Source organism: Komagataeibacter swingsii (assembly GCF_003207895.1).
GTDB lineage: Bacteria > Pseudomonadota > Alphaproteobacteria > Acetobacterales > Acetobacteraceae > Komagataeibacter > Komagataeibacter swingsii.
The window spans coordinates 23,279-37,023 of sequence record NZ_NKUB01000025.1; the positions used below are offsets into that span (position 1 = coordinate 23,279).

The 13,745-nt window shown below is 63.5% G+C and carries 12 protein-coding genes; 8 read left to right on the plus strand and 4 right to left on the minus strand.

The annotated features are described in order from the left end of the window. Positions 1-75: 75 nt before the first annotated feature. Both CFR76_RS13975 and CFR76_RS13980 read right to left on the minus strand, forming a co-directional pair. A complete protein-coding gene (locus CFR76_RS13975) occupies positions 76-879 on the minus strand; it encodes an NAD kinase (protein ID WP_110557577.1) in 804 nt (267 codons plus the stop codon). Further along, positions 876-1,727, minus strand: a complete 852-nt coding sequence (locus CFR76_RS13980; protein WP_110557578.1) for a carbon-nitrogen hydrolase family protein — start codon at positions 1,725-1,727, stop codon at positions 876-878. The genes CFR76_RS13975 and CFR76_RS13980 overlap by 4 nt, the downstream gene beginning before the upstream one ends. 142 nt (positions 1,728-1,869) lie before the next feature. On the opposite strand from CFR76_RS13980, the gene CFR76_RS13985 reads away from it, so the two are divergent. Then, positions 1,870-2,829 carry a cation diffusion facilitator family transporter gene (locus tag CFR76_RS13985; RefSeq protein WP_110557579.1) on the plus strand — a complete coding sequence of 320 codons (960 nt, stop codon included), beginning with the start codon at positions 1,870-1,872 and terminating at the stop codon, positions 2,827-2,829. On the opposite strand, the gene serB is transcribed toward CFR76_RS13985, so the two are convergent. After that, positions 2,819-3,727, minus strand: coding sequence for a phosphoserine phosphatase SerB (gene serB, locus CFR76_RS13990; RefSeq protein WP_110557580.1), 909 nt, complete (start codon positions 3,725-3,727; stop codon positions 2,819-2,821). The two genes, CFR76_RS13985 and serB, sit on opposite strands and share 11 nt — an antisense overlap. A gap of 30 nt (positions 3,728-3,757) precedes the next feature. On the opposite strand from serB, the gene miaA reads away from it, so the two are divergent. The 7 genes from miaA (at position 3,758) to clpB (ending at position 13,428) form a co-directional block, all read left to right on the plus strand. Further along, positions 3,758-4,762, plus strand: coding sequence for a tRNA (adenosine(37)-N6)-dimethylallyltransferase MiaA (miaA, locus tag CFR76_RS13995; protein WP_110557581.1), 1,005 nt, complete (start codon positions 3,758-3,760; stop codon positions 4,760-4,762). Between the two features lie 72 nt (positions 4,763-4,834). Next, on the plus strand, positions 4,835-6,655 hold the full coding sequence (gene ilvB, locus CFR76_RS14000; protein WP_110557582.1) for a biosynthetic-type acetolactate synthase large subunit: 1,821 nt from the start codon (positions 4,835-4,837) through the stop codon (positions 6,653-6,655). Positions 6,656-6,758: 103 nt separating this feature from the next. Next, positions 6,759-7,274 carry an acetolactate synthase small subunit gene (gene ilvN / locus CFR76_RS14005; RefSeq protein ID WP_025437141.1) on the plus strand — a complete coding sequence of 172 codons (516 nt, stop codon included), beginning with the start codon at positions 6,759-6,761 and terminating at the stop codon, positions 7,272-7,274. A 53-nt stretch (positions 7,275-7,327) separates the two neighbouring features. Further along, positions 7,328-8,347 carry a ketol-acid reductoisomerase gene (ilvC, locus tag CFR76_RS14010; RefSeq protein WP_110557583.1) on the plus strand — a complete coding sequence of 340 codons (1,020 nt, stop codon included), beginning with the start codon at positions 7,328-7,330 and terminating at the stop codon, positions 8,345-8,347. A 144-nt stretch (positions 8,348-8,491) separates the two neighbouring features. Next, a complete protein-coding gene (locus tag CFR76_RS14015; RefSeq protein ID WP_110557584.1) occupies positions 8,492-9,220 on the plus strand; it encodes a fumarylacetoacetate hydrolase family protein in 729 nt (242 codons plus the stop codon). Positions 9,221-9,423: 203 nt separating this feature from the next. Further along, positions 9,424-10,488: an aldo/keto reductase gene (locus CFR76_RS14020; protein WP_110557585.1), complete on the plus strand. Its 1,065-nt coding sequence runs from the start codon at positions 9,424-9,426 to the stop codon at positions 10,486-10,488. A 336-nt stretch (positions 10,489-10,824) separates the two neighbouring features. Then, positions 10,825-13,428: an ATP-dependent chaperone ClpB gene (gene clpB / locus CFR76_RS14025; RefSeq protein WP_110557586.1), complete on the plus strand. Its 2,604-nt coding sequence runs from the start codon at positions 10,825-10,827 to the stop codon at positions 13,426-13,428. 69 nt (positions 13,429-13,497) lie between these two features. On the opposite strand, the gene CFR76_RS18250 is transcribed toward clpB, so the two are convergent. Continuing rightward, a partial coding sequence (locus CFR76_RS18250) for a hypothetical protein (RefSeq protein ID WP_208624008.1) occupies positions 13,498-13,745 on the minus strand: 248 nt, incomplete at its 5' end.

Sequence of the window (13,745 nt, forward strand, 5' to 3'; positions counted from 1 at the left end):
TAAAGTCTTCTAAAAGACACCGCCTTTTTGAAAAAAGGCGGTACCCAAAAACTTTTATTACTTTTAAAGGATATCCTATGCGGTGAACTGTTCGGTTATGATCCGTTCCGACAGGCTCTGCCCCGGATCGAACAGCACGGTGGTCTGCAGTTCCCGCGCTTCGCTGATTTCAACGGAAATGACATCGCGCACTTCGGTAAAATCCGCTACGGCGGCCACCGGGCGCTTGTCGGTTTCCAGGATATCGAACCGCACCTGCGCGGTGGATGGCAGCAGCGCGCCGCGCCACCGGCGCGGGCGAAACGCGCTGATGGGCGTAAGCGGCAGCAGGTTGGCCGATAGCGGTACGATCGGCCCGTGCGCGGACAGGTTGTAGGCGGTTGATCCCGCAGGCGTTGAAATCAGCACCCCGTCACATATCAGTTCGGGCAGGCGTACGCGCCCATCGACCCCGATGCGGATTTTCGCCGCCTGCCGTGTCTGGCGGAACAGGAACACATCATTCAGCGCAAGGGCATGGATGCATTTGCCCTCGATCGTCGTGGCCTGCATGCGCAGCGGGTGCAGGATGGCGGCCTGTGCCGCGGCAAGGCGGGCGGGCAGGTTGTCGGGCACGGCGGGATTCATGAGGAATCCCACCGTCCCGCAGTTGATGCCATAGACCGGCAGGTGGCGCCCCAGCGTCGTATGCAGCATTTCCAGCATGAAGCCGTCGCCACCCAGGCAGACCAGCGCGTCCGCCTCCTCCGGGGCGCATTGGCCGTACTGCCCGACCAGGCGCTCCAGCCAGAGTTGCGCGCTTTCGTTCGGGGCCGCGGCAAAACTCAGCTTCGTGGGAAGGCACCCGGCGGCCCAGCCGGGGTACGACATGTCGTTCATGGGGTGTGGATGGACAGGCGGTGATGCGCCATGACCGGCATGCGTTCACGGATGCTGTCGGTCACCCTACGCTCAAGGCGCGCCGTGCTCCAGCCCGGCCCGTCCGAAACCTGGGCCACGATGGTGCCCCATGGGTCGATGATCATGGAATGGCCGTATGTGCGGCGCTTCTGGCCGTTTTCATCCGTATGGGTGCCGGTGGTGCCGCAGGCGACCATCCAGCACTGCGTCTCGATCGCGCGGGCACGCAGCAGCGTTTCCCAATGCGCCAGCCCCGTTTCCACCGTAAAGGCGGCGGGCACCAGCAGCACGTTCGCCCCCCGCGCCCGCAGCGCATGGAACAGCGCGGGAAAGCGGATGTCGTAGCAGATGGCCAGCCCGGCCGTAAGGCCAGCGGAAAGCGGCGCGGTCACGATGTCCGAACCGGGTTCGTATGTATCGCTTTCGCGGTAGCCTTCACCGCCGGGGGTGGTGACGTCAAACAGGTGGATCTTGCGATAGCGCGCGCGCTCACGGCCCTTTGCATCAAACAGCAGGGACGTATTGAACAGCCTGTCGCCATGCCGTTCCCCGATGGACCCGCCATGGATGATCACGCCATGTTCGCGCGCGATGCCGGACAGGAACTGGTACAGCGGCCCTGCTTCCCCCGCGCTATCGGGGGCGGGCAGGGTCTCGGCCGCCGCGAACTTCATGGCCCGTGTCCCGCCAAGGCAGCTCCACATTTCAGGCAGCATGACCAGGTCAGGTTTGTCCGCGCTGATGGCGGCGGTGACCAGTGCGCGGGCTTGTTCGATATTTTCGGGCGCGGATGCGCCGGGCGCCATCTGGATGACAGTGGTGCGCATCAGGATACGTACTCCGTGGGCATTGGCCCCAGACCATAGGACAGGCGGCCCCGCGCCCGCAACCGCAATGGCCCGATCATGCGCCCTGTTAAAAGTCGGTGCGGCGCGATAGGATGCGGCAGGACTTCATGTTGAAAAACCAGTGGCGCATTCTTCATCCTCCCGGACTGTCATCTTCGCCGCCCTTGGCGGCAACCTGCTGGTGGCGGCGACCAAATTCGCAGCCGCGTTCATGACCGGCAGCGCCTCCATGCTGAGCGAGGCCATCCATTCCCTGATCGATACCGGCAACCAGGGGCTGCTGCTGGTCGGCATGCGGCGCGCGACGCGGCCCGCCACGGCCATGCACCCGTTCGGTTTCGGGCTGGAACTGTATTTCTGGACCTTTGTGGTGGCGCTGCTGATTTTCGGGCTGGGCGCGGGTGTGTCCCTGTATGAGGGGATCATCCACATCATCCATCCGCAGCCCGTGGCGCATGTGCTGGTCAATTACGTCGTGCTGATGGCCAGCATCGTGTTCGAAGGCTCGGTCTGGCTGATGGCGCTGCGGGCCTTCCGCAGGGAAGGCAAGGGCCGCCGTGGCTGGGTCGAGGCCGTGCAGATGAGCAAGGACCCCACCGTGTTCACCGTCCTGTTCGAGGATACGGCCGCACTCAGCGGCCTTGGCGTGGCCCTTCTGGGCAATGTCCTTGCCGAATGGCTGGACATGCCGGTGCTTGACGGGGTGGCCTCCATCATCATCGCGTGCATCCTTGCGGTGACGGCAACCTTCCTTGCGCGTGAATCCCAGTCCCTGCTGACTGGTGAAGGTGTCGCGCCCGAGGTGCTGGCGGCATTACGCCGCATGGCGCTGGCGGCCAGCGGGGTGGACCGGCTGAATGAAATCCGTTCCCTGCATTTCGGCCCGCGTGACGTGCTGGTGGTGATCAGCCTCGATTTTCGCAACGACATGACGGCGGGGCAGGTGGAAATCGTGGTCAGCGCGCTGGAACACCAGATCAAGCAGGCCTATCCCGAAGTAACCCGTGTTTTCATCGAGGCGCAGGACAGCCGCACCCAGCCCCCGGGCACGGCCGCCAGCGGCGGCGTGCCTACGCCGTGACGAACTGGTCCGCCCGGTAACCCTGCGCGAACAGCAGGGTGCGCAGGGTGGTGTGGTTGACCTGGCTGGTGATTTCGCGCCGGACAGCGGGCTTGGCATGGAAGGCGATGCCAGCACCCGCCACGCGCAGCATGGCAAGGTCGTTCGCGCCATCGCCCGTCGCCATCGCATCGCGCATGTCCAGCCCGCCTGCCGCCGCCAGCCGGCGCAGGTGCGCAAGCTTGGCGTCCGGGCCAAGGATGGGCTGCCCCACCGCGCCCGTCAGGTGGCCATCCGCATCCAGCAGGGTATTGGCGTGGTTTTCGTCAAAGCCGCACAGGGCTGAGACCCGGCTGGTAAAGAACGTGAACCCGCCCGACACCAGCGCCGTGCGCGCGCCATTCGCCCGCATGGTGCGCACCAGTTCCACGGCACCGGTATTGAGCTTTACATCCCGCCATGCCCGTTCCAGCAGGCTGACCGGCAGGCCGCGCAGCAGGGCGACACGTTCGCGCAGGGCGGATTCGAATTCGATTTCCCCGTTCATGGACCGCCGGGTGATGTCGGCGATCTTTTCCCCGATCCCGGCATGGGCCGCGATGTCGTCCAGCGTTTCGCAACTGACGATGGTGCTGTCCATGTCCGCCACCAGCAGGCGCTTGCGGCGGTTGGCGCGTGGCGTTACCAGCACGTCCAGCCCGCGCCCGGCAAACACCTCCCGCATGGCCCCGATATCCGGCTGCCCCCATGTCGCGGGGGCGTTGCAGGCGATTTCGACCGCTTCGCCTTCCGACAGGGTGACGGGAGCATCGCCGCGCACCAGGTCACGCGCGGCCTGGATATCGACCGGCGTGAGGGATGTGGCGTCACGGTTGGCCACCAGTACAAGGATATGGGAAAAAGAAGGGGAATCAGCCATGGGGTCCGGGTATATGACAGGTGAGAGACAATGACACGCCCCCCTGCCGGGCAGGCGCGCGTGGCGGTGATCGTGGCGGGTCCGACCTGTTCGGGCAAGTCCGCACTTGCGCTGGCGCTTGCACGGCAGGTGGGCGGCACCATCATCAATGCCGATTCGATGCAGGTATACCGTGACCTGCGCATCCTGACAGCCCGCCCCGACGCCACCGATGAAGCCAGCGTGCCCCATGCGCTGTATGGCGTGCTGCCCGCGGCGGAGACCGGCAGTGTCGCATGGTGGCGCACGCAGGCCATCGCAGCCGCCCATGATGCATGGGATGCGGGCCGGGTGCCGGTTTTCTGTGGCGGCACGGGCATGTATTTCCGCGCGCTGACCGACGGGCTGGCGGATATTCCCCAGCCGCCCGACGCCATCCGCGCGCAGGCCCGCGCCATGGTGGACCGCCTTGGGCCAGAGGCGGTGCATGACATGCTGCGCCAGCGCGACCCCGAAACCGCCGCCACCCTGCGTCCGACCGATGGCCAGCGCATCGCGCGCGCATGGGAAGTGTGCGCGGCCACCGGCCATGGGCTGGCGTGGTGGCGGCGTGAAGCCGTGCTGCCCCCGCTGCCCGCGCGTTTTGTCGCCATACGCCTGCACCCGCCGCGCGACGTGCTGCGCGCGGCCATTGCCGACAGGTTCCAGGCCATGCTCGACCTTGGCGCGATGGGGGAGGTCGCCCGCCTGCTGGCGCAGGGCCTGCCGCCCGGCCTGCCCGCCATGCGCGCCCATGGTGTTCCGGAACTGGCCGCCGTGCTGCGGGGGGAAATGGACGTGGCCACGGCAGTACAGCAGGCCATCTGCCTGACCGGACAATATACGAAACGGCAGGCGACATGGTTCGCCCATCACGCGCTGGCGGCGGAGATGGACACATTTTTATATGGAAAACGGTTTGAAAAATGCGAAGTCGCGCAACAAATGGAAAGATGTAGCAATAAAATCATTTCTTTTGTTATTAACCGCATTGACGCGGGCCAAGGGTTTCCGTAAACCCGGCCCCGGGATTTCGCCTCCTGTGGCTGGCCGGATTGTTCCGGCGGCTTTGGGCGAAGGAGCAGGAACATGAACGCAGCATCGCACCAGACAGACCTGAAGCCTCAAGCCGCTGGCACGGATACGACCGTACCCAGCGGTGCGGAAGTGCTTCTGCGCGTATTGGTCGAACAGGGGGTCGAGGTCATTTTCGGCTATCCCGGCGGCGCGGTCCTGCCGATCTATGATGCCCTTTTCCGCCAGAACGCGATTCGCCACGTGCTGGTCCGCCATGAACAGGCGGCCGTGCATGCGGCCGAGGCCTATGCCCGCTCCACCGGCAGGGTGGGCGTGGTGCTGGTCACCAGCGGACCCGGCGCGACCAACACCGTGACCGGGCTGCTGGACGCCATGCTGGATTCGATCCCGGTGGTGTGTTTTTCCGGTCAGGTGGGCGTGCCGCTGATCGGCACCGACGCCTTCCAGGAAGCCGACACCACCGGCATCACCCGTCCGGCCACCAAGTACAACTATCTTGTCCGCCGCCCTGAAGACGTGGCCCCGTGCGTGCACGAAGCCTTCCACATCGCGCGCAGCGGCCGCCCCGGCCCGGTGCTGGTCGACCTGCCCAAGAACATCATGGTCGGTCCCGCGCCCTACAGTGACGCGCCGCGCGTGCCGCATCCGTCCTATCACCCGCAGACCGAGCCGGGGCGGGACGTGATCGCCCGCGCCGTGGCCGCCATGAAGGGTGCGCGCTGCCCGCTGTTCTATACAGGCGGTGGCATCATCAATGCCGGTCCCGGCGCCTCCACCGCGTTGCGCAGGCTGGTGGAAAAGACGGGCTTTCCCTGCACCTCCACGCTCATGGGGCTGGGGGCGATGCCAGCGGGCGACCGCCGCTTCCTGGGCATGCTGGGCATGCACGGCACGTACGAAGCCAACATGGCCACCCATGGCTGTGACGTGCTGATCGCGCTCGGCTCGCGCTTTGATGACCGCGTGACCGGGCGGCTGGACGCGTTCTCGCCCGGTTCGTTCAAGATCCATGCGGATATCGACCCCAGCCAGATCAACAAGATCGTGCGGGTGGATGTCGGTATCGTGGGGGATGCGCGGCGCGTGATCGAGATGATGCTGGAGGAATGGGACTGCACCCCCGCCAACACCCGCCAGCCGATCGACATGGCGCAGTGGTGGCACCAGATCAATGAATGGCGCAGGATCGACAGCCTCGGCTTTTCACAGGACATGGCGCCCGATGCGATCATCCGCCCGCAATACGCCATCCGCCGCCTGCATGAACTGGCGACCGCCACGGGGCGCGATACCTATGTCTCGACCGAGGTGGGGCAGCACCAGATGTGGGCGGCCCAGCATTTCGGCTTTGACAAGCCCAACCGCTGGCTGACCTCGGGTGGGCTTGGCACCATGGGCTATGGCCTGCCGGCTGCTGTTGGCGCGCAGGTCGCCCACCCCGACGCGCTGGTGATCGACATCGCGGGGGAAGCGTCCACGCTCATGAACATTCAGGAACTGTCCACCATCGCGCAGTACCGCCTGCCGGTTAAGGTGTTCATCCTGAACAACCAGTATATGGGCATGGTGCGGCAGTGGCAGGAACTGCTGCATGAATCGCGCTATTCCGAAAGCTACAGCGCGGCGCTGCCGGATTTCGTGAAGCTTGCGGAAAGTTTCCACGGTCGCGGCCTGCGGGCGACCCGTGTTGGTGAACTGGATGGCGTGATTGCCGAAATGCTGGCCCATCCGGGTCCGGTGGTGGCCGACATCTGTGTTGCGCAGGATGAAAACTGCTACCCCATGATCCCGTCGGGGGCGGCGCATAACCAGATGCTGCTCGGTCCCGATCAGGATGACGAGATCAGCGCCGAAGGCCGCATGCTGGTCTGATCGCCCGTCCGTCCCGGCGGGGTCAGCCTGCCGGGCGCCTCTGTCCTTTCCTGCCGGCATGCAGCCTGCGTGCCGGCGTCTTCAGCAGTCAGGAAACACCATCATGACCACGCAGCAGGAGAGTCCGGTCTCCGCGGTCATTTCCATTCAGGTCGAAAACGAAAGTGGCGCGCTGGCGCGTGTCATCGGCCTGTTTTCCGGTCGGGGATACAATATCGAAAGCCTGACCGTGGCCCCGGTTGATGAAACCGGCCGCCAGTCGCGCATCAATATCGTCACCACCGCGACCCCGCGCGTGCTGGAACAGATCCGCGCGCAGGTGGACCGTCTGGTGCCGGTGTACCGGGTGTCGGTCATGACGGCGGCGGATCCCCACGTCGCGCGTGAAATGGCGCTGGTCAAGGTGATCGCCAGCGGCGAACGCCGTGCCGACGCCCTGCGCATCGCGCAGGCCTTCCGCGCCCATCCTGTTGATGCCTCGGCCACCTCGTTCGTCTTTGAACTGACGGGTGCGACCGACAAGCTCGATGCCTTTATCGACCTCATGCGTCCCCTTGGCCTGGCCGAGGTGTCGCGCACGGGTGTCGCCGCTATCGCACGCGGTGCTGCAATCCTGTAAGGGTCGCGTTTTTACCTGATCGATTCGTTTTTTCATTCCCAAGGAGCAAGACCATGCGCGTCTATTATGATCGCGATGCCGATGTGAACCTGATCAAGAGCAAGAAGGTCGCCATCATCGGTTACGGCAGCCAGGGCCATGCCCATGCCAACAACCTCAAGGACTCCGGCGTGACCGACATCGTGGTCGGCCTGCGCCCCGAATCCACCGCCGTTGCCAAGGCCGAAGCCGCGGGTTTCAAGGTGATGACCCCGGCCGACGCCGCGAAGTGGGCGGACGTGGTGATGGTGCTGACCCCCGATGAAGGCCAGGGCGCGCTGTACAAGGAATCGCTGGAAAAGAACCTCAAGCAGGGCGCTGCCCTTGCCTTCGCCCACGGTCTGGCGATCCATTTCCGCATCATCGAAGCCCGTCCCGACCTGGACGTATTCCTGATCGCGCCCAAGGGTCCGGGCCATACCGTGCGTTCCGAATACCAGAAGGGTGGCGGCGTGCCGTCGCTGGTGGCCGTGGCGCAGAACGCTTCGGGCAATGCGCTGGAAATCGCGCTGTCCTACGCTTCCGCCAACGGTGGTGGCCGTGCGGGCATCATCGAGACGACCTTCAAGGAAGAAGTCGAAACCGACCTGTTCGGTGAGCAGGCCGTGCTGTGCGGTGGCCTGGTCGAACTGATCCGCGCCGGTTTCGAGACGCTGGTCGAAGCGGGCTACGCGCCAGAAATGGCGTATTTCGAATGCCTGCACGAAATGAAGCTGATCGTGGACCTGATCTACGAAGGCGGCATCGCCAACATGAACTACTCCATCTCCAACACGGCGGAGTATGGTGAATACGTATCCGGCCCGCGCGTGATCACGCCGGAAACCAAGGCCGAGATGAAGAAGATCCTGACCGACATCCAGGACGGCACCTTCGTGCGCAACTTCATCCTGGAAAACCAGTCCGGCAACATCGGCTTCAAGGCCACCCGCGCCCGCAACAACGAACACCAGATCGAAAAGGTAGGCGAGAAGCTGCGCGCCATGATGTCGTGGATCGGCAAGAACAAGCTGGTCGACAAGGCCCGCAACTGACCACCGCACGACCGGGACCGGGGATGGCGCGCCATCCCCTTTTCCATGCGCCAGCCGGGCTGTCCCGGCTGGCGTTTTTTTTATGTCGGCTTTTCCAGCCGTTGCCAGCATTTGCCGTGACATGGGCCGGGCCGTGGTGCCACCATGCGCGCCGGATACGAACAGCAGGAGCACCGTACCGTGACGGATTACGTGATTCCCCCCTACACCCTTCCCGTTGTGCCAGTGGAGGGGCGTGCGGGTGTCTTTCCCGTCCGGCGGATATGGTGCGTGGGACAGAACTATGCCGCCCATGCGCGTGAAATGGGCAGCAACCCCGAACGCTCCGAACCCTTCTTCTTTTCCAAGCCGGGTGACGCGGTGGCGCCGGGCGGCGGCCTGCTGTCCTTTCCCGTCAGCACGTCCGACCTGCATCATGAAGTCGAACTGGTGGCGGCCATCGGGCGTGAGGGGGAGGATATCCCGGTGGAAAAAGCGCTGTCGCATGTCTATGGCTATGCCGTGGGGCTGGACATGACACGGCGCGACCTGCAGGCCGCCGCCAAGAAGGCGGGGCGTCCATGGTCGCTGGCCAAGGGGTTTGACCAGTCCTGTCCCATTTCGTCCATCGTGCCCGCATCGGTTCGCGGCCATCCCGAAGCGGGGGCCATTACGCTGAGCGTGAATGGCGAATCCCGGCAGAAGGGCGATCTGGTGGACATGATCTGGTCCGTGGCCGAAATCGTCTCCTGTCTCAGCCGCTTTGTCGCCCTTGCCCCCGGCGACCTGATCATGACCGGTACGCCATCAGGCGTGGGACCGGTCCGGCGTGGCGATGTGCTGCACGCCACCTGCGCCGGCGTAGGGGAACTGAACGTCACCTATACCGCCTGAATATCTGTGGTGCGGGCTGTCATGCCGTGCGCCGGTTGTTGAGAGGCTGTTTGAAAAGACAAAGGTTCTGGGTGCCGGCTTTTTTCAGAAAGGCGGCGTTCCCTGAAGCGTTATGAAAAAAGCTTCACCAGAAACCTTTAACAATTTTCATGATGTTTCACGGACAGTCTCCGGATTTCTTCACGCAGAAGGATTGAAAAGACATGCAATACCGTCAGCTTGGCCGTTCCGGCCTGCGGATTTCCGCTTTCACGCTGGGTACGATGACATTTGGCGGCAAGGGTGACTTTGCCAAGACGGGCGACACCGATCTTGCCGGCGCGCGTCGTCAGATCGACCTGTGCATTGATGCCGGGATCAACATGTTCGACACCGCCGACATCTATTCCACCGGCGTGTCGGAAGAAATCCTTGGCGCGGCGCTCAAGGGCCGTAGCGACGACATCATGGTGACCACCAAGGCCCGTTTCCGCATGGGCAAGGGGGCGAATGATGCGGGCCTGTCACGCTATCACCTGGTCAGCGCGTGCGAGGCCAGCCTGAAGCGGCTGGGACGTGACCATATCGACCTGTATTACCTGCATGAATGGGATGGCCAGACCCCGCTGGATGAAACGCTGGAGGCGCTGGATACCCTGACCCGGTCGGGCAAGATCCGTTACGCCGGGGTTTCCAACTTCTCGGCGTGGCACATCATGAAGGCGCTGGCCACGGCGGAACGCAACCGCCTGATCGCGCCAGTGTCACAGCAGATCTATTATTCCCTCCAGGCGCGGGATGCGGAATACGAACTCCTGCCCGTGGCGGTGGATCAGGGGATTGGCGTGCAGGTCTGGAGTCCCATGGCGGGCGGCCTGCTGTCGGGCAAATACCGGCGCGGCAAACCCCAGCCGCAGGGCACGCGGCAGATCGAGAACTGGGGCGAACCCCCGGTCCATGATATCGAAAAACTGTATGACGTGGTGGAAGTGCTGGTCAGCATTGCCGAATCACGCGGTATCTCGGCGGCACAAGTGGCGCTGGCATGGGTGGCGCAGCGCCCGGCGGTGACTTCCATCGTGATCGGTGCGCGGACCGAGGCGCAGTTGGTCGACAACCTCAAGGCCGCCGAACTGAGCCTGACGGCACAGGAAATCAGCCGCCTTGATGATGCCAGCGCGCCGCCGCTGCTCTATCCCTTCTGGCATCAGGCCAGTACGGCGTCGGACCGGCTTTCCGCCGCCGATCTGCTGCTGCTTGGCCCGACCATTGCCAAAAAAGGCAAGTAAAACAGACATATGATTTCCTGCCCTGACCGGGCAGGGAAAGCTGCGGGTTGCCGGTCGCAGTGTCGCTGGGTGAATGGCCGGCCCGTTGATAAGGCACGGCAACCTTGACATGGATCAAGGTTGCGACCCCGGTGGCAATGGTCAGCTATTCCCCATGGAAACCCGGTCCGCCCGGTGCGCTATGACAGGAAACAGGGGAAGGAAATCCACGCCCGATATCTTGTAATAACATCCAGTTGATCCCATCTGGAATCCAGCGCCTTGCCGTTGCCTGCTGAGGGACGGCGCAGAGGCACAACCTGTTATGTCGCCTGATTGAAAGGGACGAGGGAATAGATGAATATCGAGAAGTTTACAGAACGGTCACGCGGTTTCCTGCAGGCGGCACAGACCATCGCCATGCGGGATTACAACCAGCAGTTGACGCCGGAGCACCTGCTCAAGGCCCTGCTGGATGACGACCAGGGGGCGGCGGCCGCCCTGATCCGCGCGGCCGGCGGGCAGGTGCCTGCCATTACGGCGGCGAATGAAGCCGCCCTTGCCAAGCTGCCGAAAGTACAGGGTGGCGGCGCGGGCCAGCCCAGCGCCACGGGCGAACTGGTGCGCGTGCTGGACGCGGCCCAGCAGGCCGCGCAGAAGGCGGGCGATGAATACGTGGCGCAGGACCGCCTGCTGGCCGCCATCGCCGCGTCCGAGACCCCGGCCGGGCAGGCCCTGCGTGCAGGGGGGGCGACGCCCCAGGCGCTGGAAAAAGCCATTGCCACCATCCGCAAGGGACGCACCGTGGATAGCGAAAACGCAGAAGCCAATTTTGACGCGCTGAAGAAATACGCCCGCGACGTGACCGAGGTGGCGCTGCAGGGCAAGCTGGACCCCGTGATCGGTCGTGACGAGGAAATCCGTCGCGCCATTCAGGTCCTTGCGCGTCGCAGCAAGAACAACCCTGTCCTGATCGGTGAGCCAGGTGTCGGCAAGACCGCCATTGTGGAGGGGCTGGCGCAGCGTATCGTCAACGGTGACGTGCCCGAGGCGCTGAAGAACAAGAAGCTGCTCTCGCTCGACATGGGCGCGCTGGTTGCGGGCGCGAAGTTCCGTGGTGAGTTCGAGGAACGCCTGAAGGCGGTGCTCAAGGAAATCGAGTCGGCTGAAGGCCAGATCATCCTGTTCATCGATGAGATGCATACCCTTGTGGGTGCGGGCCGCAGCGATGGCGCGATGGATGCCTCCAACCTCATCAAGCCCGAACTGGCCCGTGGCGTGCTGCACTGCATCGGTGCGACGACGCTGGATGAATACCGCAAGTATATCGAGAAGGACGCAGCCCTCGCCCGGCGTTTCCAGCCGGTCTATGTGGGTGAGCCGACGGTGGCTGACACCATCTCCATCCTGCGCGGGATCAAGGAAAAATACGAACTTCATCATGGTATCCGTATTTCCGACGGCGCGCTGGTCGCCGCGGCGACCCTGTCCAACCGCTACATCACCGACCGCTTCCTGCCCGACAAGGCCATTGACCTTGTGGATGAGGCCGCAAGCCGCCTGCGCATGCAGATCGACAGCAAGCCCGAGGAACTGGACGAACTTGATCGCCGCCTGATCCAGCTCAAGATCGAACGCGAAGCCATCCGCAAGGAAGATGACGCCGCCAGCAAGGAGCGCTTGGTCAAGCTGGAAGCCGAACTGTCGGAACTGCAGGAAAAGTCCGATGCCCTGACCGCCGCCTGGCATGCTGAAAAGGACCGCGTCAACGCGGTGCAGAAGCTGCAGGAGGAAATGGATCAGGTCCGCTCGGACATCGAGATCGCCCAGCGCAAGGGTGACCTGGGCCGTGCGTCGGAACTGATGTACAGCCGCCTGCCGCAGCTTCAGGCCCAGATCGCCCAGGCGCAGGAGGAAGCTGACCAGATCAGCAAGGGCGAAGGCATGGTCAGCGATACCGTGACCGATCAGGGCATTGCCGCTGTCGTGTCGCGCTGGACCGGCGTGCCGGTGGACCGGATGCTGGAAGGCGAACGCGCCAAGCTGCTGCGCATGGAAGACGAACTGCGCAAGAGCGTGGTGGGGCAGGAACCCGCGCTCAAGGCCGTGTCGAATGCGGTGCGCCGTGCCCGTGCCGGGCTGCAGGACCCCAACCGTCCCATCGGTTCGTTCCTGTTCCTTGGCCCGACGGGTGTGGGCAAGACGGAACTGTGCAAGGCGCTGGCCCGCTTCCTGTTCGATGATGAGAAGGCGCTGCTGCGTATCGACATGAGTGAGTTCATGGAGAAGCACGCGGTTGCCCGCCTGATTGGTGCCCCGCCCGGCTATGTCGGGTATGAGGAAGGTGGTGTACTGACCGAAGCGGTCCGTCGCCGTCCCTATCAGGTCATCCTGTTCGATGAGGTCGAGAAGGCGCATGAGGATGTATTCAATATCCTGCTGCAGGTCCTTGATGATGGCCGCCTGACCGATGGGCAGGGTCGTACGGTTGATTTCCGCAACACCCTGATCGTGCTGACCAGCAACCTTGGTTCCGAAGTGCTGGCGCATCTGCCGGATGGGGAATCGGTCGAGAGCGTGCGGCCGGAAGTCATGCAGGTCGTGCGCAATCACTTCCGCCCCGAGTTCCTCAACCGGCTGGATGAGATCATCCTGTTCTCCCGCCTGCAGAAGGCGGATATGGGCAAGATCGTGGAAATCCAGATCGGTCGCCTGCGGAAACTGCTGGATGAGCGCAACATCCACCTGCGTCTGGACAAGGGCGGCGAGGAATGGCTGGCGAACGAAGGCTATGACCCCGTGTATGGCGCGCGTCCGCTCAAGCGCGTGATCCAGCGGGCGCTGCAGAACCCGCTGGCGGGCCTGCTGCTGGAAGGTACCATCCATGATGGCGAGACCGTCACCGTTGATGCGAAGGACGATCACCTGACCATCAATGGGAACGAGGTGGATGCCGACTGATATCGGCACGCCACACCGGATATGGGGAAAGGAGGGGCCAGCCCCTCCTTTTTTCATATAATTTTCATTTCAGCGCATTTTTTTTGGTACGATTAGTGAATGGTTTTTGGGTTTAACGGCTGATTTCCGTGTGTTTTTTACGTTTTTGGTATGGCGTTGACAGGATGGGCCAATATCCGTAAAAGCCCCTTCACCGGACGGCGATGCTGCTCCGGCGGGATCTTTGACAAGAGAATAGAGAGAGTATCTGGAAGGGATATGCTGGCGGCGCGGTTGTTGCTCTTTGGGGCGATGATTGGCGGTCTGGACTGGGTGAG